Below are 24,078 nucleotides of genomic sequence, written 5' to 3'. Positions count from 1 at the left end.
ATGAAACAACGTCCCAGTCGGGGTGTCACGGTCGCCGCGATACTCGGCCTACTGATCGCCGGGCCCGGCGCGGCTGCGCACGCGGACGCGCGCGGACCGGCGGGCCTCACCGCGGCCGGCCTGCGCACCGACGCCCTCGACACCGCGCTCGGCATCGACGACACCGCGCCCACCCTCAGCTGGCGGCCGGTCTCGGGCCGCACCGGCGCCGCGCAGACCGCCTACCAGGTCGTCGCCGCGTCCACCCGCGACAAGTTCGGTGAGGCCGACCTGTGGGACTCGGGCAAGGTCGCCTCGGGCACCCCGAACGCCGTCTACCGGGGTAAGGCGCTCACCTCCCGGCAGCAGGTCTGGTGGCGGGTGCGCGTCTGGGACGCCGGCGGGCACGCCTCGGCCTGGAGCGGGCCCGCCCGGTTCGAGATGGGGCTGCTCGGCAAGAGCGACTGGTCGGCCAAGTGGATCGGCGACGAGCGCTGGATCAACCGGCAGTCCACGCCCGTCACCGTCAAGCTGCCCGAGGCCACCGACGCCCGGTATCTGCGGCTGGACGTGACCAAGCTGGGGCTGCCCCTCACCGAGGGCGGCTCACCGGTCTCCCGGCTGCAACTGGCCGAGATCGAGGTGCGCGATCCCGACGGGGCCGATGTGGGCAAGGGCGCCGCCGTCACCGCCTCCGAGGAGGGCAAGTACCCCGGCAAGTGGGAGCCGCGCTTCCTGACCGACGGTTCGCTGACCAGCCAGCAGGCGCCGTTCGGCTACACCAGCCCGTCCTACAAGTCGCAGGACCCCGGTCATGACATCTGGCTGCGGCTCGACCTCGGCGCGGTCAAGCACATCGGCGAGGTGCGGCTCTACCCGCGTACCGACGCTGTGACCAGTGAGGGGAAGACGCCCAACTTCCCCGTCGACTACACCCTGCAGACCGCCGACGCCGCCGACGGCCCGTTCACCACCAAGAAGACGGTCACCGGCCAGGAGCCCCCGCCCGCCTACCAGACCGACCTGCCCGCGCTGCCGCTGCTGGCCCGCCAGTTCTCGCTGGCGAAGAAGGTGCGCTCGGCCCGGCTCTACATCACCGGGCTGGGCATCTACGACGCCACCGTCAACGGACGGCCGGTCAGCAAGGCCGTGCTGGAGCCGCCGAACACCAACTACAAGGCCAGGGTCGAGTACGCGGCCTACGACGTCACGCGGTTGCTGCGCGCAGGCGGCAACGCGATCGGCGTACGGCTCGGCAACGGCACCTACAACGTCACCCCGACCCACGACCGCTACACCAAGTACACCGGCGCGCAGGGCCCGCCCAAGCTGCTCGCCCAGCTCGAGGTGACCCTCGCCGACGGCACCACCACCAGGATCGCCACCGACTCCTCCTGGCGCACCGACCTCGGGCCGACCACGTTCTCGCAGTGGTACGGCGGCGAGGACGAGGACGCACGGCGGGCCCAGGACGGCTGGGACCGGCCCGGCGCCGACCTCACCGGCTGGAAGGCCGCGGCGCAGGCGCCGGACCCGGGGATCGCGCTCACCGCCCGGATGTCCCCGCCCATCGTTCCGGTCGGCTCGCGTGACACGGTGAAGGTCACCGAGCCCGTCAAGGGCACCTATCTGTTCGACCTGGGCGAGAACGTCGTGGGCTGGCCGGTGCTGCGGGTGCGCGGCGCACGCGGCACCACGCTGACGCTCAAGCCGGGGGAACGGCTCGGCTCCGACGGCCTGGTCGAGCAGGGCACGATGATCGCGGGCGGCAACGTGACCCCGCCGATCCTCGACCACTACACGATGCAGGGTGGCGGGACCGAGACCTGGCACCCGCGCTTCGTCTACCACGGCCTGCGCTACCTCCAGGTGACCGGGCTGAAGTCGGCACCGGGCAAGGGCACGGTCTCGGCGACGGTGCTGCGCGCGGCCAACGACGCGGCCGGCTCCTTCGACAGCTCGGACCGGCTGCTGAACGGGATCCACACGATCATCGACCGGTCGATCCAGGGCAACATGTTCAGCATCCTCACCGACTGCCCGGACCGGGAGAAGCTCGGCTGGCTGGAGGAGGACCACCTCGTCCAGGGCTCGATCACCCGCAACTACGACGTCGAGGCCTACTACCGGTCGCTGCTGCGCAACATGGCCGAGGCACAGACCTCCGACGGGCTGGTGCCCGACATCGCCCCCGAGTACGTGCAGTTCTCCGGCGGCGTCCGCGACGACCCCAACTGGGGCAGCGCGATCATCATGTCGGCGTGGCAGCAGTACCAGACCTACGGCGACGACCAGCCGCTGCGGACCTACTACCCGAACATGCAGCGCTACCTGGACTACCTGACGTCCAAGGCCAAGGGGAACCTGCTCGACTACGGCCTGGGCGACTGGGCCACGGTCGACAAGTCCACGCCGACCGGCATCGCCGCCACGTACGCCTACCAGCGTGACGCGGCCATGATGGGCCGCATCGCCAAGCTTCTCGGCAAGGCCGATGACGTCACCCGGTACGAGAAGCTCGCCGGGGACATCACCGGCGCCTTCAACGCCAAGTACCTCAAGGAGTCCGAGCACACCTACGGATCGGGCAGCCAGGCGAGCGACGCGTTCGCGCTCGACCTCGGCGTCGTCCCCGAAGGGCAGCGGCAGGGGGTCCTCGACCACCTCGTCGCGTCCATCAAGGCCAAGGGGAACCACCTGACCGTCGGTGAGATCGCGCTGCCCGCGGTGTTCCGGGTGCTGTCGGCCGCCGGGCGCGACGACGTGATCCTCGACGTCGCGCAGCAGGTCACCGCGCCCAGCTACGGCTACCAGGTCGTGCACGGCGCGACCGCGCTCACCGAGTACTGGGACGGCCCGACCGGCTACGGCTCGCAGAACCACTTCATGCTCGGGGCCATCGACGAGTGGTTCGGCTCCGGGCTCGCCGGGATCAGGCAGGCCGACGGGTCCGTCGGCTTCCAGGACCTGGTCATCCGCCCGGCCGTGGTCGGCGACCTCACCCGCGCGAACTCCTCGTACGACACCCCGCGCGGCAAGGTCGCCAGTTCGTGGCGGAGGGACGGCCGCACGCTGCGGCTCGCCGTGACGGTGCCGCCCGGCGCGCCCGCGCGGGTCGAGGTGCCGCTGCTCGGCGCGAACCACGCGCAGGCTCCCGCCGGAGCCAAGCCGGCCGGTACGCGGGACGGCCGCGCGGTCTACGAGGTCGGCTCCGGCGCCTGGACGTTCACCGTCAACACACCCTCCTCGATCACGCAGGACCGCGAGCAGCTCACGGTCGAGCCGCCGTTCGGTACCTCGGTGCCGGTGGTGGCCGGTCAACCCTCATCCGGGCGGTTCCGCGTCACCAACCTGGAGGACCGGGCGGTCACCGCGAGGCCGCAGGCATCGGCCTCGGCGGGCTTCACCGCCTCCGCCACCCGCAGCGTCACGATCCCCGCGCACGGCTCGGCCGAGGTGCCCCTCACCGTGGAACGGACCGACCCGGCCGCCACCAAGGGCACCGTGTCGCTCAAGCTCGGCGACGACGGCGCGCAGGCCCCCGTGGAGGTCACCACCGACCTGGCACGCATCGCCACGATGTCGGCGTCCAGCGTGCACAGCGGCTCCTCACCGGACTGGACCAACGACGGCGGCACCGACTCCGCCGTGTGGCTGAACGGCGTCGGCGGCTGGAACGACGGCACCCCCGGGCAGTTCCCCGACACCCTCACCGCCACCTGGAAGGAGCCGGAGCGGATGGGCCGGGTCCGGATCTACACCCTTGACGGCCCCGGCGGCGTCGCGGGCAAGTCGGGGTTGCGCGACTACGACGTCCAGGCACAGGTGGACGGCGCGTGGACGACGGTCGCGACGGTGTCGGGCAGCACGGCGGGGATGGTCGAGAGGACCTTCGGCCCCGTGTCCGCGACGGCCCTGAGGCTCGTCGTCCACGACACCAACGACCACAACTACAGCCGCGTCATCGAACTGGAGGCATACGCGTCATGACCCTCTCGATGCGTTCGACGACACTCCGGGCCGCCGTCGCGGTTCTGGCGGTGGCCGCTGCAGGCCTGCCCGGGACGGCGTCCGCGGCGGGGCCGCGCGGCGGGCACGCCCCGCAGTCACCGGTCGGCCTCACCGTGGGCGACCGGGCCCGGCCGCTCGACGTGGAAGGCGCGCCGCTGTTCGGCTGGCTCCCCAGGGACCGCGATCCCGATGAGATCCAGACCGCCTACCAGATCGTCGTCAGGAGCGCGTCCGGGCGGACGGCGGCCTGGGACAGCGGCCGGGTCGGCTCCGGCAGCCAGGAGTACGTCCCGTACGCAGGGCGCGAGCTCAGCCCTGGGACCTCCTACACCTGGACGGTCCGCACCTGGGACCGCACGGGCAAGGCGTCGCCCTGGTCGCGGCCCGCCTCGTTCGACACCGGGCTCGGGGACCAGGACTGGCAGGCCTCCTGGATCCGGCGGACCACTACCGAGGCCGACGACTACACGCTGGCCCGCAAGGAGTTCACGGTCGGGAGGTCACCGGTCGTGCGGGCGCGCGTGTACGTCGCCGCGAGCCATCAGTACGCCCTGGAGCTGAACGGCCAGGTGATCGACCGGGGGCCCGCGTTCGAGTACGCCGACGACGGCTTCTACCGCACGGTCGACGTCACCTCAGGGCTGCGGGCGGGCCGTCAGGCGACCGTGGGAGCGACCTACCACTGGTACGGGGGCGGGCAGGGGCGTCCCAAGAGCGAACCGGGCCTGCTGATGCGGGTCGTCGTCGACCACGCGGACGGCACCCGTCAGGTCGTGGTGACCGACGGGACGTGGCAGGTCGCCCGGGCGCCGTGGAAACAGGCGCCGCGGCGCAACGGCGACGGCGGCGACTACGTCGAGGACATCGACGGTACCGGCGCCGCGCAGGGCGGCTGGCAGTCCGCCCAGGTCGTCGGGGCCCATCCGACCGCCGTCTTCAAGCATCTGAAGGGACAGGAGAGCGGGCTCTCCTTCACCACGATCAGGCCGCGGAAGGTCACCCGGCTCGCCTCTGGGGCCCTGGTCGCCGACTTCGGCCAGGTCATTCCGGCCGTGCCGGTCGTGCGGTTCCGGGAGGGGGTCGCGGGCCGGCATGTGGACATGGACGCCGGCTATGTCCTCGCCTCCGACGGATCGGTCTCGCGCTCCAAGAACGACAACCAGGACACCGACCTCAGCTACGGCTACACCCAGCGCGACGGTGATCAGACCTTCCGGGCGTTCACCTTCGAGGGGTTCCGCTACCTGGAGATCGCGCCGGGCGGCGCCGCCGACATCAGCGCGGTCGTCCAGCACACCGACGTGGACCTGTCCCGGACCGCCCGCGTCCGTACCTCCAGCGCCGGGGTGGACGCCGCGTACGACCTCATGCGGCGCTCGGCTCTGTACGGATCGCAGTCGCAGTTCCTGGACACGCCCACCCGCGAGAAGGGCCAGTTCCTCGGCGACTCGGCGGACACCTCGCTGGCGACCATGGCCGCCTACGGCGAGCGCCGCCTGACCCGGCAGGCGATCGGCGAGTTCATCGCCTCGCAGGCCCGCTACTGGCCCGACGGCCGCCTGAACGCCGTCTACCCGAACGGGGACGGCAAGCGCGACATCCCGGACTACACCGAGATGTTCCCCGGCTGGGTCTGGGACTACTACGAGCAGTCCGGGGACGCGCGCACGCTCGCCGAGGCGTACCCGGTGATGAACGCGGTGGCGGGCTACGTCCGCCGCCACATCGCGCCGGACACGGGCCTGGTGACGGACCTGACCGGCGGCTCGGGCGCGTACAAGGGCGGGATCATCGACTGGCCCGCCACCATGCGGTACGGCCACGACATGGACACCGCCGCCCGTACCGTGATCAACGTCCTCGGGGTGGACGTCCTCAACGCCGCCGCCCGTACCGCGGGCGCCCTCGGCAAGACCGGCGAGGCGGCGGCCGCGCGGCAGGACGCACAAGCCCTCACGGCGGCGATCAACGCCAGGCTGCGTCGTCCCAACGGCGTCTACATCGACGGGCTCAAGACCGACGGGACCGCGAGCACGCACGCCTCGCAGATCGCCAACGCCTATGCCCTCGCGTACGGCGTCGCCCCGGCCGAAGCACGCGAACGGGTCGGAGCCTACGTCGCGGGGCTCGGCATGCAGATGGGCCCGATGACCGCCCACCGCCTTCTCGCCGCGCTCGCGGACCGGCCCGATCAGGTCGTGGCCAGACTCACCGACACCAAGGGGCCGGGCTGGGGCAACATCCTCGCGCGCGGCGGCACGTTCACCTGGGAGTCGTGGGACGCCCCGGAGACCGGGCAGAGCCACTCCCATCCCTGGGGGTCCACCTCGCTGGTCGACGTCCAGCAGACCCTTCTGGGCGTGACCGTCACCGCTCCGGCCGCGGCCCGGATCCGGGTCAGGCCGCCGCTGTCGGGGCTCGACCGGGCCTCCGGCACGGTCCCCGTCCAGCGCGGCGACGTCCGGGTCAGCTGGGAGCGCGGGCGCAAGGGCTTCTCGCTCACGGTCGACGTGCCGGTCAACGTGCGCGCGCAGGTGTACGTCCCGGACGGTTCCACCGGCGGCTACGCGATCCACGAGGTCGGCTCCGGCCACCACACCTTCCACCAGGAGGCGGGTAGCGTGCATGGGTGAGATCGATCTTGTCCGAGTTCCTGCCCATCTGGATCATCGCTGGTCTCGGCTGGGCGGCGAGCCGGAGCGGCGTGGTGGCGCGGCAGGGGCGCGAGGCGCTGACGGCCTTCGCCTTCACGTTCGCGATGCCCGCGGTGCTGTTCACGATGCTGACCAAGGTCGCGCTGGGCGACCTGCCGTTCCGGCCGCTGATCGCGTTCGCGGTGAGCACGCTGACGGTCGCGGCGGCGGCGCTGGCGCTGGTCCGGTGGGTGTTCCACGGCAAGCTCGCCGAGCAGGTGATCGCCGCGATGTCCGCCGGGTACGTGAACGCGGGCAACCTCGGCATCCCGGTCGCGCTCTACGTGCTGCACGACGCCTCGTTCGTGATGGCGGTGCTGGTCTTCCAGGTCATGGTCATGACCCCGCTGATCTTCATGGGGCTCGACCTCGGCCGGGAGGGCGACGCGGTGCCCGGGGCGTGGAAGCGGTCGCTGCTCGCGCCGCTGCGCAACCCGCTGGTGCTCGGCGCCTCCGCCGGGCTGGTGGTGTCGGCGCTGAGCTGGCATCCGCCCAAGGAGGTGATGCGGCCGCTGGAACTGCTCGGCGGCGCGGCGGTGCCGGTGGCCCTGTTCGTGCTGGGCATGGCGCTGGACGTGCCGCGCTCGGACACCGCGGCCAACCGCGGCGTGATCTCGGTCGTGGTGTCGCTCAAGCTGGTCGCGCAGCCGCTGATCGCCTTCGTGGTGGGCCGGGAGATGCTGCACCTCAACCAGGCCGCGCTGTACGCGGTCGTCCTGTTCGCCGCGTTGCCGACCGCGCAGAACACCTTCCTGTACGCGACCAGATACAACGGCGGGACGGAGCTGCCCCGCGACGCGATCCTGATCTCCACCCTGCTGTCGATGGTCACGGTCTCGGTGGTCAGCCTGCTGCTGCGCGCCTAGGGCGCACGCGTGCGGGGCTTCGCGGGAGGATCTGACCCATGACCAAGGACACCAGCCGCCGCCGCGGGCCCGAGCGCCGTAGGCAGGACATCGCCGACCTCGTGCTGCACGCGGGGTCGCTCACCGCAGCCGACCTCGCCGAGCGGTTCGACGTCAGCCTCATGACGATCCACCGCGACCTGGACGAGCTGGAGCGGCAGGGCATCGTGCGCAAGCACCGCGGCGGCGTCACCGCGCAGCCGTCGGGGGTGTTCGAGAGCAACGTCGCGTTCCGCATGAACGCGATGGGCCCGGCCAAGGACGCGATCGCCGAGAAGGCCGCCGCGCTGGTCGAGCCGGGGATGGCGGTCATGCTCGACGACTCCACCACGGCGCTCGCGCTGGCCCGCCGGCTGATCGGGATCACCCCGCTGACGGTGATCACCAACTTCCTGGAGGCGATCAACCTGCTCGCGCGCGAGCGCGACATCCGGCTGATGGCGCTCGGCGGCGACTACGACCCGCTGCACGACTCGTTCCTCGGCGTCTCGTGCGTGGACGCGATCGGCGCGCTGAACGTGGACCTGTGCTTCGTGTCGACCTCGGCGGTGTCGGGCGGGTTCGCCTACCACCAGGAGCAGCGGATCGTCTCGGTGAAGCGGGCGATGCTCGAGGCCGCGGTGCGCAGCGTGCTGCTGATCGACCATTCCAAGCTGAACCGCGTGGCGCTGCACCGGGTGGTGCCGCTGTCGGCGTTCGACCTCGTGATTGTCGATGACGAGGCCGGCCCCCAGGCGCTGAGCGAGTTCGACGAGCACAAGGTGACCTACGAACTGGCCGAGATGTGAGGTTCCGGGTCACCGCATAGATGTGAGATGTGCGTTTATCACATCTCTTTTAACGCGCTGCCCTTCTTTGGGGTGGCGGGCTTTGGCGTGCGCTGAGAACGCGCTCTGAACTGCACTCTTACCATCCTCATAACGCCTTAAAAGTGGCGTTGTTAACATCTTGACACTCGTCACAGCCCACTCTTACGCTCAATCTCACATTATTGAGCGTTATCTTCACAGTTTGGTTGTGATAGTGGTGCTGGAGCCTTACGGACTGCGTTGCGGCCACAGGGTCGAACCCCTGGGCGTCGACGAGCCCGCTCCCGCGCTGTCATGGCGGCTGAGCGGCGGCCGGCGCGGCGTGGCGCCGGCCGCTCACCGCGTCCGCGTGCGCGCGCAGGACGGAACGCATGTCTGGGACTCCGGCCTGGTCACCGATCCCGCGGCCGTCACCGTCACCTACGGCGGGACGCCGCTGCGCCCCCGCACCCGCTACCACTGGCACGTCGAGGTCACCGACACCGACGGTGAGGTGGCCGAGGCCGAGTCCTGGTTCGAGACCGGCATGCTCGGCCCGTCCGGCTGGACGGCCTCCTGGATCACACACGACCGCTCGGCGCTCACCGTGGTCGACGCCCCCGAGGAGGGGGAGCTGGCCCTCGCCGACCACGGCCTCGAGCCCGCGATCCGGCTGCGGCGCCCGTTCACCACGGCCTCCGCGCCGACGCGCGCCCGGCTCTACGTCACCGCGCGGGGCCTCTACGAGATGGAGCTGGGCGGCGTCCGCGTCGGCGACGCCGAGCTCGCGCCCGGCTGGACCGACTACCGCGACCGCATCGACTACCAGGTCTACGACGTGACCACCCTGGTGCGACCGGGCGAGAACGTCCTCGCCGCGACGATCGCCGACGGCTGGTGGAGCGGCTTCGTGGGCTTCGATCCGCGCCGCTCCGGCGCGCACTACGGAACGTTCCCACAGCTGCTCGCCGAACTTCACATCGAGCACGCCGACGGCACCACCGAGGTCATCGCCACCGATGACGGCTGGCAGACCGCCCGTTCACCCGTCCGCTACGCCGACCTGCTGATGGGGGAGTGCCACGACCTGCGGCGCGAGCCGCCCGGCGACTGGCTGCCCGCGCAGGTGATCGACGCCGACCACTCGCTGCTCACCGCGTCGGTCACCGAGCCAGTCCGCGCCCTTCAAGAGCTGGCGCCCCGGTCGGTGACCCGGCAGGCCGATGGGAAGCACCTGGTCGACTTCGGGCAGAACTTCGCGGGTCGCGTACGCCTGACCGCGCGCGGGCTGACGCGCGGCGCGCGAGTCGTGATCCGGCACGGCGAGGCGCTGGACTCCGGCGGCCTGCTCTACACCGACAATCTGCGCACGGCGGCTGCCACGGACGTCCTCATCGCGGGCGAGGACGCCGATGTGATCTTCGAGCCGCGCTTCACGTACCACGGCTTCCGCTACGCCGAGGTGAGCGGCCTCGCCGAGCTGGAGGCCGCCGACCTCACCGGTGTGGTCCTGCACAGCGACACCCCGTGGGCCGGCGACTTCGCCTGCTCGGACCCCGATGTCGAACGGCTCTACCGCGCGATCGGCTGGGGCCAGCGGGGCAACTTCGTCAGCGTCCCCACCGACTGCCCGCAGCGCGACGAGCGGCTCGGCTGGCTCGCCGACGCCCAGGTCTTCCTGCCGACCGCGTGCCTGAACGCCGACGTCGCCGCGTTCTTCCGCGGCTGGCTGCGCGAGGTGCGCGGCGCCCAGGCGCCCGACGGCGCCTTCACCAACGTCGCGCCGCGGCTGGCGGGCGTCGCCGACGAGGGCGCGCCCGGCTGGGGCGACGCCGGGGTCCTGGTGCCCTGGCACCTCTACCGGGTGTACGGGGACGAGGGCTTCCTCGCCGACAACCTCGGCGCGATGTGCGCGTGGGTCGACTTCGTTCACCGGCACAACCCCGACCTGGTGTGGAGCCGCCGCGTCGGCCCGCACTTCGCCGACTGGCTCGCGCCCACCCCGACCCCGCGCGACGTCGTCGCCACCGCGTACTTCGCGCGCAGCACGGAGCTGACGGCACGCGCCGCCGAGGTCCTCGGCCGTTCGGAAGAGGCCGAGCGCTACGGGACGCTGGCCGCCCACATCCGCAAGACGTTCACCGAACGGTTCGTAGGCGCCGACGGCCGGATCGAGGGCGACACCCAGACCGCGTACCTGCTGGCCCTGGCCTTCGACCTGCTGCCCGCCGCACTGATCCCGCGCGCCGTCGAACGGCTCGTGGAGCTGGTCGAGCAGGCCGGGCCGGGCGTGACCACCGGGTTCCTCGGTGTCGGTCTGATCGCGCCGGTGCTCGACGCGCACGGCCACGCCGATCTCGCGCACGCGCTGCTGCGCCGGACCGACCCGCCGTCGTGGCTCTACCCGCTGCGGCACGGCGCCACCACGATCTGGGAACGCTGGGACGGCTACAGCGACGAGCGCGGGTTCCAGGCCGCCGCCATGAACTCCTTCAACCACTACGCGCTCGGCTCGATCGGCGAATGGCTCTACGAGGGCGTCGCCGGTCTCGCTCAGGCGCCCGGCTCGGCGGGCTACCGCGAGCTGGTGATCCGCCCCCGGCTCGGCGAGCTCACCTGGGCTCGCGCCACCTACGAGTCGGTGCGCGGCACCGTCGCCACCGCATGGACCCGCGAGGACGGCGGGTTCGCGCTGGAGGTGACCGTGCCGCCCGGCGCGACCGCCACCGTGCACATCCCGGCGGCCGATCCCGCCGCCGTGCGCGAGGGCGGTGTCCCGGCGGCGGAGGCGGCCGGGGTTCGGATTCTCGGCAGCGAGCCAGGAACGCTCCGCTGCCACGTGACTTCGGGGGACTACCGCTTCACGGCGGACTACCGCCGTACGGCGGACCTTAACGAGGAGGACACATGACATCGTCGTTCGAGAGGACGGCCCTCAGCCGCCGCGGCTTCCTGCGCGCGTCCGGCGGAGCGGTCGCGCTGGCCGCGATGCCGGCGACACTGGCCGCGGCCTGCGGCGGGTCGTCCAGCAGCAGCGGCCCCCTGAAGCTGGTCGGCGTCGCCGACCAGCAGAAGCCGCTCGACCTGCTGACCAAGGCCTACACCAAGAGCAAGTTCACCACCTCCTACGCCCCGACCGACCAGGTGCAGACCTCGCTGCGCACCCAGCTCGGCGCGGGCAACGCCCCCGACGTGCACGTGGTCTACCCGGGCAACGGCAGCGCGATGAGCATGGTGCAGATCTCCCAGGCCGGGCTGCTCGCCGACCTCAGCGGCCAGGCGTGGACGCAGAAGATCCCGGCCAACTTCAAACCCGCGTTCCAGAACGACGGCAAGACCTTCATCTACTCGGCCGGCGCCAGCGTCATCGGCGCGATCTACAACAAGAAGGTCTTCCAGGAGGCCGGGGTCGAGCCGCCCAAGACCTGGACCGAGTTCCTCCAGGTCTGCGACAAGATCAAGAAGAAGGGCAAGGTGCCGATCGCGCTCGGCGCCCAGACCCCGTGGGTCACCCAGCTGATCACCTACGCTCTGGTGCCCTCGACCGTCTACGCCAAGAACCCGCAGTTCGACCAGCAGATGAAGGCGGGCTCGGCGACGTTCGCCCAGTCCGGCTGGACGCAGGCGCTGGAGATGTACCTGGAGCTGCAGAAGCGCGGCTTCTTCAACGACAACCCGAACGGCACGACCTTCGAGCAGCAGACCTCGATGGTCGCGACCGGCAAGGCCGCGATGGCGATCCAGGTCTCGGCCGTGCTGCCCGACTTCCGCAAGGCCGCCTCCAGCCCCGACGACCTGTCGATGTTCCCGCTGCCCGGCGCCGACAACGCCGCCGAGGTGTGGATCCCGGCCGGTGTGGTGGTCGGGCTCGGCGTGAGCGCCCGCAGCAAGAAGGCCGACAACGCCAAGGCGTTCCTGGAGTTCCTCGGCGATCAGCAGAACATCAACAAGTACGCCGAGGCCGTCGCCTGCGTCCCGCTGGTCCGCGACGCCGGCTCCAAGATCGACCCGGTGCTGAACCCGTTCCTGCCGTTCATGGACGGCAACAAGGCGGTCCCGTTCATGGACCAGAACTGGCCGAACGCCGAGATCCAGCCGGCCCACTTCGCGCTCGTGCAGGAGCTGCTCGGCGGGAAGACCACGATCGCCAAGGGGCTCGCGAAGCTGGATGAGACCTACCGGAAGAAGTAGCCAGTGACCCCCACCGCTTCTCGCGCCACGGCCTCGCCGCCGACGAGTGGCAAGGGCCGCCCCACCGCGGGCGGCCCCGCCGCACCGCCCCGGCGCCGGCGCCGCCTGCGCGCCGGACCGCTCACGCCGCCGTGGTGGTTCGCCGCGCCCGCCCTGCTGGTGTACGTGCTGGTCGTGCTCTACCCGAGCGCGTCCGGCGTGCTGTACGCCTTCACCGACTGGAACGGCATCGGCGACAAGTCGTTCAACGGGTTCGACAACTTCCAGAAGCTGTGGCACGACGACGCCGCGCGCGGCTCGCTCACCAACACGCTGCTGCTCACCATCGCGATCGTGGTCGTGCAGAACGGGATCGGGCTGCTGCTCGCGCTCGGCGTGCACACCCACATCAAGTCCAGGACCGTGCTGCGGGTGATCTTCTTCGCGCCCGCCGTCGTCAGCCCGGTCATGGTCGCCTTCCTCTGGAAGTACGTCTACAACCCCGCGCCGGACGCCGGCCTGAACGGCATCCTCGGCGCGGTCGGGCTCGGCGGGCTGCGGCAGGACTGGCTCGGCGACCCGTCGCTGGCTCTGTGGTCGGTGGCGGGGATGGTGGTCTGGCAGTTCGCCGGCTACTCGATGGTCATCTTCCTGGCGGGCCTGGAGGGCGTCCCGGCCGAGCTGCACGAGGCCGCGATGATCGACGGCGCCGGGCGGTTCCAGCGGTTCCGGCACGTGACCTGGCCGCTGCTGGCGCCCGCCGTCACGATCAACGTGATGCTGTCGAGCATCGGCGGGCTGAAGCTGTTCGACCAGGTGTACGCCGCGACCAGCGGCGGCCCCGGGCACGCCAGCGAGACCCTGTCGACGGTCCTCTACAAGCAGGCGTTCGTGTTCGGCAACTACGGCTACAGCACGGCGATCGCGCTGGTGCTCGCGCTGTTCGTCGCGGCCGTGTCGATGGTCCAGATCTACTACCTGCGCGGCCGGGAGGTGACCTCATGAGCCTGCGGTACGGGTTCCGCACGTTCCTGCTGGAACTGGTGATGATCGCGGTGGCGCTGGCGTTCCTGTTCCCGGTGTACGCCCTGGTCACGCTGTCGCTGAAGGACAAGCACCAGATCGCGTCGGCGCCGCTGTCGCCGCCGACCTCGCCCACGTTCGGCAACTTCTCCGACGCGTGGTCGCGGGCCTCGCTCGGCTCGGCGCTGCTGAACAGCACGGTGATCACGATCGCGAGCCTGGTGGTGCTCATCCTGATCGGGTCGTTCGCCGCCTACTTCCTGGCGCGGTGCGGCTCGCGGCTCGGCTTCGGGCTGTACGTGCTGTTCCTGCTCGGCATCGTGCTGCCGTTCCAGCTCGGCATGATCCCGCTGTTCAAGCTGGTCGACTCGATGGGGCTGCTCGGTACCTACCAGGGGATGATCGTCTTCTACACCGGCATCCAGCTGCCGTTCACGATCTTCCTCTACACCGGGTTCATCCGGGCGCTGCCGGCCGACTACGCCAACGCCGCGATGATCGACGGCGCCGGGCATCTGCAGGCGTTCACCCGGGTGGTGTTCCCGCTGCTGCGGCCGATCACCGGCACCGTGCTGATCCTGAACGCGGTCTTCGTCTGGAACGACTTCTTCACGCCGCTGCTCTACCTGGGCGGATCGGCGCGCGAGACGGTACCGGTGCGGATCTTCGCGTTCGTCGGGCAGTACGTGTCGGACTACGGCCTGGTCTTCGCCGGGCTCGTGCTCGGCGCGCTGCCGATCATCGTGATCTTCCTGGTGCTGCAGCGGTACGTCATCAAGGGCTTCGCGAGCGGGCTGAAGGGATGATCCCTGCGATCCTGCGGGAGGTGCTGGAGTCACCGCCCCGCGCGTACTCACCTGCGCCGATCTGGTGGTGGAGCGGCGAACGGCTCGATCGGCGGCGCCTGCGCGACCAGCTGGAGCGCTTCGCCGAGGGCGGCGTGCACAACCTGGTCGTACTGAACCTGGCGCCGTCAGGGCCGATGTTCGGCGCGGACGCGGACGTGCCCGCGTTCTTCTCCGAGGAATGGTGGGAACTGCTCGACGGGGTGTGCGACGACGCCGCCGAACTGGGCGTGGCGCTGTGGTTCTACGACCAGCTCGGCTTCTCGGGCGCGGCGCTGCAGGCCCGGCTCGTGCGCGACGTGCCCGAGTACGCGGGGCAGTGGCTCACCCGGGACGGCGGCGTGGAGGTGCGCGGCTTCGACTACCTGTCGGCGGACGCGTGCGCCGAGCTGCTGGACCGGGTGCACGGCGAGTTCGAACGGCGGCTGGGGCACCGGTTCGGCAAGGTGATCGTCGGGTCGTTCCAGGACGAGCTGCCCGCCCTGCCGACCTGGACGCCGTCGTTCGCCGCCGAGTTCGAGCAGCGTCGCGGCTATGAGCTGGGGCCCCGGCTGGGGTTGCTCTGGGAGGACGGCGAGGGGGCGCGTGGTGTCCGCCGTGACTACCACCTGACCCGGTCGGAGCTGGCCGAGGAGGCGTTCTTCCGGCCGCTGGCGGCCTGGCACGAACGGCACGGCCTGCTGCACGGATGCGACCAGCAGGACCCGGCGCGGGCCGGGCTGCCCGTCGACGGCGTGCGGCTGTACGCCGACTACGCCCGTACGCACCGCTGGTTCGGCGCGCCGGGGTCCGACCATCACGGCGACGCGCGCATCCACTCCTCGCTGGCGCACCTGTACGGGCGGGACCGCACGTGGATCGAGGCGTTCCACTCCAGCGGCTGGGGCGGGACGCTGGAGGAGACCTTCGACTGGCTGCTGCCCTGGCTGCGCGCGGGCGCCACCCTCTACAACCCGCACGCCACCTACTACACGACGAAGGCCGGCTGGTGGGAGTGGGCGCCGCCCTCGACGGACTGGCGCCAGCCCTACTGGGCGCACTACAAGGTCTTCGCGGACGCCGTCTCCCGGCTCTGCGCCGCGCTGTCGCTCGGACGGCACGTCTGCGACGTCGCGGTGCTCTTCCCGACCGCCACCGCGCAGGCCGGATCGAGGCTCGACGGCGTGGACGAGGACGCGGCGCGCGCGCAGGAGATCTACCGCGCGCTCGTCGGCGACATGGCGTGGTTCGCGATGGCGCCGGGCGAGCTCGACCGGCTGCGCATCGACGCCGACGTGGTGGACGACGACTCGGTCCAGCGTTCCGCCGTGGTCGATGGCCGGTTGACCGTGGCGGACGAGTCGTACGCGACCGTGCTCCTGCCCGGCTGCACGGTCCTCGAAGGGGCCACGGTCCAACGCCTCGTCGAGCTGATCGAGCAGGGCGGCCGCGTCATCGCGATCGGCTCCCCGCCGCGCGAAGTGATCGGGGACGGCGACGTGGTCCGGCTCGCCGAGCTGATCGAGGTCGTCGCGGACGTGGACGGCCTCGGGCCGCTGCTGGAGGCCGGTCGCCGCGTGCACGCCCCGCTGCCCGTGCTCGTACGCGAGGTGGACGGCACGACCGTCGTCTTCGTCACGGCGTCGGCCTCCATGGCCAGCCGGGTGTCGGTGGGACGTCCCGGCGAGCGCGGGGCCGACCTGGGCTGGCTGGACGTGACCTACGACTTCGACCCCGACCGCTACGTGCGCGAGATGCCGCTGCGGGTGGAGGGCGTCAGCGGACCGGCCTACCTGCTCAGCCCGTTCGGCGGCCGGCCCCGGCCGCTGGCGAGCACACCCGACGGAACGACGCTCGTGCCGTTCGACGAAGGCCCGGCCGCCTTGGTCGTCTTCCCCGGAGGCGATCGCGCGGAGCCGCCTGCGGCTGCGGCGCCGGAGCGTTCGGTGGACCTCGGCTCGGCGTGGGAGATGGAGCTGGTCCCGACGCTCGACAACGCGTGGGGCGACTTCGCCCGGCCGATCGGTGAGGCGGTGGGCGTGGAGTGCTGGGGCTTGCGGCATCGCCTCAAGGACAAGGGCCGGTGGAGCGAGGCGCACGCCACGTTCGGCCCGCACGGGGTCTGGCGGGTCGGCGACGGTGACGGCGTGCGGTGGCGGACGGCCGAGTACTCCGACTCGCGCGGCATTCGCAAGGACCCGATCCACCGTGACGTCCTCGGCCCGAAGGGGCATGTGCCCGAGGAGTTCCTCGACTTCGGGGAGGTCGCGGCGGGTGAGCGGGTCACCTTCCGCGCGCGCCTGACCGTGCCGGGCTCCGGCTATCTGGCGATCGGCGCACCGGCCGCGAAAGAGGCGCTCGTGGACGGCGTCGCGCTACGGCTCGACGACCGCGGCTACCTGGCCATCGCCGCTGACCGGCTCGGCGCCGGCGACCATGATGTCGAGCTTCGCCTCGTTCCGGATGAAGACCTGACGCTGCGCGCGCACGTGGCCGTCGTGACCGACCCGGTGCGCTACCGGCGGCCTGAATGGATGACTGCCGAGGGAACCGGGCCGGTCGCGTTCACCACCACGCTGAGCTCGGCTGGAACGCTCCAGGTGGCGTCGGCGGCGCCCTGCCGGATCCTCGTGGACGGAGCGGAGGCCGGTCGTCAGGGCGGCTTCGATCCGTACGAGGAACTGGACGTCCCTCGCGTGGGCCGCTACGAGGTCCCGGCAGGCGAGCTGACCCTGGTCGTGGACGGCGGTGCCGTGCTGGTGGACGGCGTCGCGGTCTCCGGAACGGGCTGGACCGCGTCGCGCGATGGCGTGGCAGTGCCGGTCGTGCCACGGCGCCGCCAGCACGGCGATCCCGCCGCCCTCCACCTGCACCGGCGCCCGCACCCGCTGCCCGGAGCAGCCTGGCTGGAGGACGCCCCGGACACCGGCATCGTCCTGCCTTCGAGGCTCGCGGTGCCCGACGAGGGTTCGCGGGTCGAGTGGCTGCGCTGCGAGGTCCCGCCGGGCGCGATCCAGATGACCCTCGAGGTGAACGGTCAGCTGCTCGGAGTCCTCGTGGACGACCGGCCCTGCTCGTTCCACGGAGAGCGGGGACGCGTCGAGGTGACGCTGCCGGGGAACCGTTCGGGAGCGCGCACGGCGGTCCTGCGGGTGTTGACCCGGCCCGGTCATCGAGCGGGCGCCGCACTGGCCGGACCGGTGCGGTTCGGCGTCGGTCCCGGAACGATCGAGCTCGGCGACTGGGAGTCCGCGGGCCTGTCCGGATACAGCGGCGGCGTGCGTTACCGGCGCCGCCTCGACCTGCCTGAGACGCCCGGCCCCGCCACGCTCGACCTCGGGAAGGTGCGCGGCACGGCCGAGGTCACGGTGAACGGACATGCAGCCGGGGTCCGGATCTGCGCCCCCTACAGGTTCGACGTCGGCGCGGCGCTCGTGCCCGGCGCGAACGAGATCGAAGTCCTGGTGTACGGCACCCTCGCCCCCTACCTCGACGACGTCAGCCCGACTCACTTCGTCTTCTCCGGCCAGCGCGTTTCCGGCCTGTTCGGCCCGGTGCACCTAAGGAGCCCCTCGTGACCCTTCCCTCTGGACCGGCGTTCGGGCGGCGTGAGCTGCTCGTCGGCGCAGGCGCCCTCGGTCTCGGCGCCGCCGCCGCGGGCTTCTCACCCGCCAAGGCCTGGGCGGCGCCCACGTTCACAGACGACCCGTTCTCGCTCGGCGTCGCGTCCGGAGACCCTTGGCCGGACGGCGTCGTCCTGTGGACCAGGCTCGCGCCGCAGCCGCTGGCCCTGGACGGCCTCGGCGGGATGCCGCCGAACAAGGTCGAGGTCGGCTGGGAGGTCGCGGCCGACGAACGATTCAAGAAGATCGTCCGGCGCGGCCGAACCTTCGCCGTTCCCGAGCTGGCCCACTCGGTGCACGTCGAGGTACGAGGCCTCCAGCCGGGCCGCGACTACTTCTACCGGTTCCGGGTCCGCGGCGCAGTCAGCCCCGTCGGCCGCACCAAGACCGCACCGTCGCCCAGGGCGGCCCTGCGGGAGCTGACGTTCGCCTACGCCTCCTGCCAGGCGTGGTTCGAGGGCTACTACACCGCCTACCGGCACCTGGCCGACGAGGACGTCGACCTGATCTTCCATCTCGGCGACTACATCTACGAGAACCCGATCGACGAGGCCGGAGGGGTGCGCAAGGTCCAGCTCGCCCCCGAGATCCGGGCCGAGCCGTACGACCTCACCCAATACCGGCTGCGGCACGCGCTGCACCACTACGACCCCGACGTCATCGCCGCGCATCAGGCGCATCCGTGGGCGCTGATCTGGGACGACCACGAGATCGACGACAACTGGGTCGGCGACTACGGCAAGGACCCGGGCACCGACCCGGCCGTCTTCAGGCAGCGCAAGGCGGCGGCCTTCCAGGCGTACTACGAGAACCTTCCGCTGCGGCTCGCCAACAAGCCCTCCGGCCCGAGCGGCCGCCTTTACCGGAGTCTCGGCTACGGCCGGATGGCGCGCTTCCATCTCCTCGACACCCGGCAATACCGGGCCGACCAGGCGTGCGGCGACAAGACCAGCGACTGCGCCGACCGGCTCCTTCCCGGGCGGACCGTGCTCGGCGACGCGCAGGAGAAGTGGCTGTTCGACGGACTGAAGCGGTCGCCCGCCAGGTGGAACATCGTCCCGCAGCAGGTCCCGGTCACCCAGGTCGACACCGTCCCCGGCGACGGCCGCGCGTTCGTGATGGACTTCTGGGACGGCTACAAGCCGGCCCGCGACCGCCTGTTCCAGGCGCTCGCCGACCCCCAGGTGCGCAACCCGGTCGTCCTCACCGGCGACATGCACCGCCACATGGCCGCGGACCTGAAGGCCGACTTCGACGACCCTCGCTCGCGCACCATCGGGGTCGAGTTCGTCGGGACGTCGATCTCCACCAAGATGGACGGCATGGACCTCGACCCCGGTGGTCAGGCCCTGCTGGACGCCAACGAGCACATCAAGTTCACCAGCTACCAGCGCGGTTACGTCCGCTGCACGCTGACCAAGGACACCTGCCGAGCCGACTTCCGCGTCCTGCCGTACGTCACCCGCCCGGGAGCACCGGTGAGCACCCGCGCTTCGTTCATCACCGAGAACAACAATCCCGGCCTTCAGCAGGCGTGACCGCGGGAGGCGAAGGACGGGCGGCTAGGAGGCGGCTTCCAGGGGGAGCTCGCCGCCGCGCCAGGTGGCTGCCAGGTCTTGGACCGGCACGTCAAGTGCCTCGCCCAGGCGGACGATCGTGCCGAAGCCGGGGGAGGGGAGGCGGCCGGTCTCGATCTTGCGCAGGGTCTCGGGGGAGATGCCGGCCGCCTGCGCGACCTCCGCGAGATCGCGTTCCGCCCGTGCGTGGCGCAGCAGGGCGCCGAGGCGCCTGCCGGCTTCGATCTGCTCGGGCGTGAGCGGGTGGCGGACCATGGCCTCAGGGTAGGGCTGGTATTTCTATACCGTCAAGGTGCTAGAGTCGGTATAGAAATACCAGCAACTTCCCGTACGTGAGGTACTCGTGATCGAACTGAAGACGCCCGCCGAGGTCGAGCGGATGCACGTGGCCGGGCGGTTCGTCGCCGAGGTGCTCTCGGAGGTCGGCCGGCTCGCCGACGTGGGCGTCAACCTGCTGGAGCTGGAGCACCACGCGCGCGGCATGATCAAACAGCGGGGCGCGGAGTCGTGTTACTGGGACTACGCGCCGTCCTTCGGGCGTGGACCGTTCCGCAACGTCATCTGCCTGTCGGTCAACGACGCCGTCCTGCACGGCCTGCCCCATGACTACGTGCTGCGCGACGGGGACGTGCTCAGCACGGACATCGCGGTCAGCATCGACGGCTGGGCGGCCGACTCGGCGCGCACGGTCATCGTCGGAACGGCCGAGGAGGAGGACCTGCGGATCGTCCGTGCCACCCAGGAGGCGCTGGAGGCCGCGATCGACACGGCGCGTCCGGGCAATCGCCTGGGCGACATCTCGGCGGCGATCTGGGCGGTGGCCAGCGGCCATGGCTACCCGGTGAACGACGAGTTCGGCGGTCACGGCATCGGCCGCACCATGCACGAGGCGCCGCACGTGTCGAACCGGGGCCGGGCGGGGCGCGGCCTGAAGCTGCGGCCGGGGCTGACGCTGGCGATCGAACCCTGGTTCGCGCGGACGACCGACCGGATCGTCTACGACCCCGACGGCTGGACCATCCGGTCGGCAGACGGCTCGCGTACGGCCCACTCCGAGCACACGGTCGCCATCACCGAGGACGAGCCGCTGGTGCTCACCCGGCGTGAATCGGAAGCTAGGGCATGACGCCGACGCCGACCAGGCGGGCGAACGTCTCGGCGGTCTCGATCGGGTCGTCGGGGCGCCACTTGGCCGGGTGGGTGAGGCCGGGCGACAGCAGCTCGAACCCCTCGAACATCCGCCCGATCTCGTCCCGGTCGCGGACCGCGAACCCGGAGCTGGTGGTCTTGTAGACCTCTTTGGACTGGTCGATGATCTTGGGGTAGGAGTCCTTCTCCAGGTGCGAGACGGCCAGGAAGCTGCCCGAGACCAGCGGGCTCCGCAGCCGCTCCAGGATCGACCAGGGGTCCTCCTCGTCGGAGACGAAGTGCAGGACCGCCACGGCGAGCAGGCCGACGGGCCGGCTGAAATCGATGAGCTCCTTGACGGTCTCGTGCGCCAGGATCGCCTCGGGCTCGCGCACGTCCGCCTGAACGAAGCCGACGCCCTCGGACCGGGCGAGCAGCGCCTGCCCGTGCGCGGTCACGATCGGGTCGTAGTCGACGTAGACCACGCGCGCGCCCGGGTCGACGCCGCGGGCGACCTCGTGCACGTTCTCCTTGGTGGGCAGTCCCGACCCGAGATCGAGGAACTGCCGTACGCCCGCCGCCGCCATCGTGCGCACCGCCCGGCCCAGGAAGGCCCGGTTGAGCCGCGCGTCGTGGCGGATCCAGCCGTGCGAGATCTCGACGATCTGCTCGGCGGCCTTGCGGTCGGCCGCGTAGTTGTCCTTGCCGCCCAGCCAGTAGTCGTACATCCGGGCGATGTTGGGCACGGACACGTCGAAGTTGGGCTCCCGGCGTTCGTCGCTCACTGTTCACCTCCCGGCTGACCCATGGGTCATTCTGCCCTTTTCGGGCGCGGGCGCGTTACTTTCCCGGAAGATCGAGATCTAGCCGAGCCGAGACCGCCCAGTTCGGGGCCCATGCCGGTGGCCGTGACCGGCCCCTGCGGCCGATTGATCGTTTTCCTGCGCCGGACGGGGGCGTGCGCTTTAGGCTTGCGTCGATACCGGGGCGAACGGGAGGTAACGGCCGTGGCGGAGGAGCGGGCCGACAGGATCGACGCGAGCACACCGCACATCGCGCGCATCTATGACTACTGGCTGGGCGGCAAGGACAACTTCGCCGCCGACCGGGAGGCGGCGGAGAAGGTCATCGAGGCCACGCCCGCCGTGCTGCCCGGGGTGCGCGCCAACCGCCGCTTCCTCGGCCGCGCGGTGCGTTACATGGCCGACCAGGGCGTACGGCAGTTCCTCGATCTGGGGACCGGCATCCCGGCCTCGAACAACACCCACGAGGTCGCGCAGGCCATCGACCCCGACGCCCGCGTCGTCTACGTCGACAACGACCCGATCGTGCTGGCCCACGCGCACGCGCTGCTCACCAGCGCCACCGGGACCGTCGACTACCTGGAGGCCGACGCGCGCGAGGTCGGCGCGATCCTCGAGACGGCCGCGAAGACCCTCGACCTGAGCAAGCCGGTCGGGATCATGCTGATCGCGATCCTGCACTGCATCCCCGACGAGGACGACCCGAAGGGCATCGTGGACGCGCTGCTGGACGCGGTCCCGGCGGGCAGCCATCTCGCGATCTCCCATCCCGCGATCGACCAGGTCCCCGAGTACTCGGCCAAGGCGGAGGCGTCGCTGACCAAGTCGATGGGAATGAAGGTCACCTTCCGCCGCCGCGAGCAGGTCCAGGCGTTCTGCGACGGGCTGGAACTGGTCGAGCCCGGCGTCGTCCCGGCCCAGGAGTGGCGGCCAGATCCTGACGTTCCCGAGCCGGGCACGGCGACGGCGATGTGGGGCGCCGTCGCACGGAAGCCGTAGGGCACGGAAGCCGTAGGGCACGGAAGCCGTGGGCACGGAAGCCGTAAATTCACTCGTCGGTCAATCCGGCGGTTTCCGGAGGTTCCATGCGCCGGGGACCTTGCGGGTGTGAGCAGCTCCCGCGCCGCATGGCGGCTGTCCCCGCTCGTAGCCCTCATCACGATTCCCGGCCCGTCCGCGCCGCTTCTCGCGGCAGCGCCGGACGCCGCGCCCGCTCCGATGACCGTTCGGCAGGCGGCCGCGCCCGGCGTCATCAAGGCGCCCTGCCATGGCTCGGCGCCGTCCGACTTCAACGGCGACGGGCTCGCCGACCTCGCCGTCGGCGCCCCGTACGCGCGCGTCGACGGCCGCAGGCGGGCCGGGGCGGTCGCCGTCCGCTACGGCGACCGGCACGCGGCGCCCGCCGGACCCGTGACCTGGCTCAACCAGCCGGGCGGTGGCCAGGCCGGTGCCGGATTCGGGGCCTCGCTCGCCGTCGGCGACTTCAACCGCGACCACTGCGCCGACCTCGCCGTCGGCGTGCCGGACCAGGTCTTCGGCGTGCGGCGTCCCGGTGCCGAGGGCAACGGCGCGGTGCAGATCTACATGGGCTCGCCGAACGGCCTGCGGCCCGGCCAGGTGCTCACCGTGAAGGCGCTCAAGGGCGGGTACGGGACGGACCGGTTCGGTGCGGCGCTGGTCGCGGCCGACCTGGACCACGACGGCGACGCCGAGCTGGCCGTGGGCGCGCCGGGGCTGACCGGTGGCGGCGGCGTGGCCGTCTTCGGGCTGCACGGCCGTACGCTGCGCCCGGGGCCGCTGGTCACCGAGCGCACGAGCTGGGTCGGGCAGCACGCGGCCGAGACCGACTCCTTCGGATCGGTGCTGGCTGCGGGCGACTTCGACGGCGACAAGCGGGCCGAGCTCGCGGTCGGCGCGCCGGGTGACGGCCTGAAAACGCAGGGCTCCATCACGATCGTGGACCCGGTGGAACGCTCCGCCGACTACGTGTCGCAGGACGAGGCCGGGGTCGGCGGCACGCCCGAACGGCTCGACCGGTTCGGCGCGGCCCTCGCGGTCGCCGACTTCGACGGGGACGGCCGCGCGGACGTGGCGGTCGGCTCGCCCGGCGAGAACTCCGGCGACGCGCCCGCCGCCTACAGCCAGGGAGCGGTGCAGATCCTCGCCGGTCCGTCGATGCGGCAGATCGGCCGCACCTGGAGCAGCGGCGGCAAGTACGACCACTTCGGCGCAGCGATCGCCGCCGGTGACCTCAACGGCGACCACGTGCCCGACATCGCGATCGGCGCCCCGGGACGCGCCGCCGTACGGGTGTTGAAGGGCGTCCGCCACCAGGGCCTGGCGGCCAAGGGCGGGTCGATGCTCACCTCGCCGTTCGGCTCGCAGGTGCAGTTCGGCTGGGCGGTCGCGATCCGGCACTTCGGGCAGGGGCGGTCCAGCGACCTGCTGATCGGGTCGCCCGGCGCGTTCGGCTTCACCGGCGCCGTGACCGTCGGCCGCACCCTGAACCTGCAGGGTGGCGGCCTGACCGGCTACTCGATCGGCTGACCGTCAG

At 71.4% G+C, this 24,078-nt stretch carries 15 protein-coding genes; 13 read left to right on the top strand and 2 right to left on the bottom strand.

Going from position 1 to position 24,078, the window contains the following annotated elements; all coding sequences use genetic code 11:
- The 10 genes from J4573_RS28170 to J4573_RS28125 all read left to right on the top strand — a co-directional run bounded on the left by J4573_RS28170 (position 1) and on the right by J4573_RS28125 (position 19,554).
- A complete protein-coding gene (locus J4573_RS28170) occupies positions 1-3,969 on the top strand; it encodes a family 78 glycoside hydrolase catalytic domain (RefSeq protein WP_208258912.1) in 3,969 nt (1,322 codons plus the stop codon).
- Positions 3,966-6,623: a family 78 glycoside hydrolase catalytic domain gene (locus J4573_RS28165; protein WP_208258911.1), complete on the top strand. Its 2,658-nt coding sequence runs from the start codon at positions 3,966-3,968 to the stop codon at positions 6,621-6,623. Before J4573_RS28170 ends, J4573_RS28165 begins: the two co-directional genes overlap by 4 nt.
- Positions 6,620-7,549: an AEC family transporter gene (locus tag J4573_RS28160; RefSeq protein ID WP_208258910.1), complete on the top strand. Its 930-nt coding sequence runs from the start codon at positions 6,620-6,622 to the stop codon at positions 7,547-7,549. The genes J4573_RS28165 and J4573_RS28160 overlap by 4 nt, the downstream gene beginning before the upstream one ends.
- Positions 7,550-7,587: 38 nt before the next feature.
- Positions 7,588-8,376 (top strand): DeoR/GlpR family DNA-binding transcription regulator, encoded by a 789-nt coding sequence (locus J4573_RS28155; protein WP_208258908.1) that lies wholly within the window; start codon positions 7,588-7,590, stop codon positions 8,374-8,376.
- Between the two features lie 229 nt (positions 8,377-8,605).
- Positions 8,606-11,287, top strand: a complete 2,682-nt coding sequence (locus J4573_RS28150) for a family 78 glycoside hydrolase catalytic domain (protein ID WP_307796991.1) — start codon at positions 8,606-8,608, stop codon at positions 11,285-11,287.
- Entirely contained in the window at positions 11,284-12,567 is a 1,284-nt protein-coding gene (locus J4573_RS28145) for an ABC transporter substrate-binding protein (RefSeq protein ID WP_208258905.1), read from the top strand. The genes J4573_RS28150 and J4573_RS28145 overlap by 4 nt, the downstream gene beginning before the upstream one ends.
- Positions 12,568-12,570: 3 nt before the next feature.
- Positions 12,571-13,551: a carbohydrate ABC transporter permease gene (locus tag J4573_RS56240; RefSeq protein ID WP_208258904.1), complete on the top strand. Its 981-nt coding sequence runs from the start codon at positions 12,571-12,573 to the stop codon at positions 13,549-13,551.
- A complete protein-coding gene (locus J4573_RS28135) occupies positions 13,548-14,375 on the top strand; it encodes a carbohydrate ABC transporter permease (RefSeq protein ID WP_208258903.1) in 828 nt (275 codons plus the stop codon). The genes J4573_RS56240 and J4573_RS28135 overlap by 4 nt, the downstream gene beginning before the upstream one ends.
- Positions 14,372-17,971, top strand: coding sequence for a glycosyl hydrolase family 2 protein (locus J4573_RS28130; RefSeq protein ID WP_208258901.1), 3,600 nt, complete (start codon positions 14,372-14,374; stop codon positions 17,969-17,971). Before J4573_RS28135 ends, J4573_RS28130 begins: the two co-directional genes overlap by 4 nt.
- A complete protein-coding gene (locus tag J4573_RS28125) occupies positions 17,968-19,554 on the top strand; it encodes an alkaline phosphatase D family protein (protein ID WP_208258900.1) in 1,587 nt (528 codons plus the stop codon). The genes J4573_RS28130 and J4573_RS28125 overlap by 4 nt, the downstream gene beginning before the upstream one ends.
- A 24-nt stretch (positions 19,555-19,578) precedes the next feature.
- On the opposite strand, the gene J4573_RS28120 is transcribed toward J4573_RS28125, so the two are convergent.
- Positions 19,579-19,848 (bottom strand): helix-turn-helix transcriptional regulator, encoded by a 270-nt coding sequence (locus J4573_RS28120; protein WP_208258899.1) that lies wholly within the window; start codon positions 19,846-19,848, stop codon positions 19,579-19,581.
- A gap of 88 nt (positions 19,849-19,936) precedes the next feature.
- Here J4573_RS28120 and map point away from each other — a divergent pair, with 88 nt between their 5' ends.
- A complete protein-coding gene (gene map, locus J4573_RS28115) occupies positions 19,937-20,719 on the top strand; it encodes a type I methionyl aminopeptidase (RefSeq protein WP_208258897.1) in 783 nt (260 codons plus the stop codon).
- On the opposite strand, the gene J4573_RS28110 is transcribed toward map, so the two are convergent.
- Positions 20,709-21,506 carry an SAM-dependent methyltransferase gene (locus J4573_RS28110; RefSeq protein WP_307796953.1) on the bottom strand — a complete coding sequence of 266 codons (798 nt, stop codon included), beginning with the start codon at positions 21,504-21,506 and terminating at the stop codon, positions 20,709-20,711. The genes map and J4573_RS28110 overlap by 11 nt on opposite strands.
- A 222-nt stretch (positions 21,507-21,728) precedes the next feature.
- On the opposite strand from J4573_RS28110, the gene J4573_RS28105 reads away from it, so the two are divergent.
- Positions 21,729-22,523: an SAM-dependent methyltransferase gene (locus tag J4573_RS28105; protein ID WP_307796952.1), complete on the top strand. Its 795-nt coding sequence runs from the start codon at positions 21,729-21,731 to the stop codon at positions 22,521-22,523.
- Positions 22,524-22,631: 108 nt separating this feature from the next.
- The gene (locus tag J4573_RS28100) at positions 22,632-24,071 is read left to right on the top strand and encodes an FG-GAP-like repeat-containing protein (protein ID WP_208258894.1); all 1,440 of its coding nucleotides are present in this window, start codon (positions 22,632-22,634) and stop codon (positions 24,069-24,071) included.
- Positions 24,072-24,078: the final 7 nt, after the last annotated feature.

This window comes from Actinomadura barringtoniae (genome assembly GCF_017573505.1).
In the GTDB taxonomy this organism is placed as follows: domain Bacteria; phylum Actinomycetota; class Actinomycetes; order Streptosporangiales; family Streptosporangiaceae; genus Spirillospora; species Spirillospora barringtoniae.
Note: the sequence above shows the minus strand (reverse complement) of the source record. Positions and strands in the feature narration are given on the sequence as shown.

Coding starts and splice junctions, on each gene's coding strand:
- J4573_RS28170 (WP_208258912.1), top strand. CDS start 1: ATGAAACAACGTCCCAGTCGGGGTGTCACGGTCGCCGCGATACTCGGC.
- J4573_RS28165 (WP_208258911.1), top strand. CDS start 3,966: ATGACCCTCTCGATGCGTTCGACGACACTCCGGGCCGCCGTCGCGGTT.
- J4573_RS28155 (WP_208258908.1), top strand. CDS start 7,588: ATGACCAAGGACACCAGCCGCCGCCGCGGGCCCGAGCGCCGTAGGCAG.
- J4573_RS28145 (WP_208258905.1), top strand. CDS start 11,284: ATGACATCGTCGTTCGAGAGGACGGCCCTCAGCCGCCGCGGCTTCCTG.
- J4573_RS28135 (WP_208258903.1), top strand. CDS start 13,548: ATGAGCCTGCGGTACGGGTTCCGCACGTTCCTGCTGGAACTGGTGATG.
- J4573_RS28130 (WP_208258901.1), top strand. CDS start 14,372: ATGATCCCTGCGATCCTGCGGGAGGTGCTGGAGTCACCGCCCCGCGCG.
- J4573_RS28120 (WP_208258899.1), bottom strand. CDS start 19,848: ATGGTCCGCCACCCGCTCACGCCCGAGCAGATCGAAGCCGGCAGGCGC.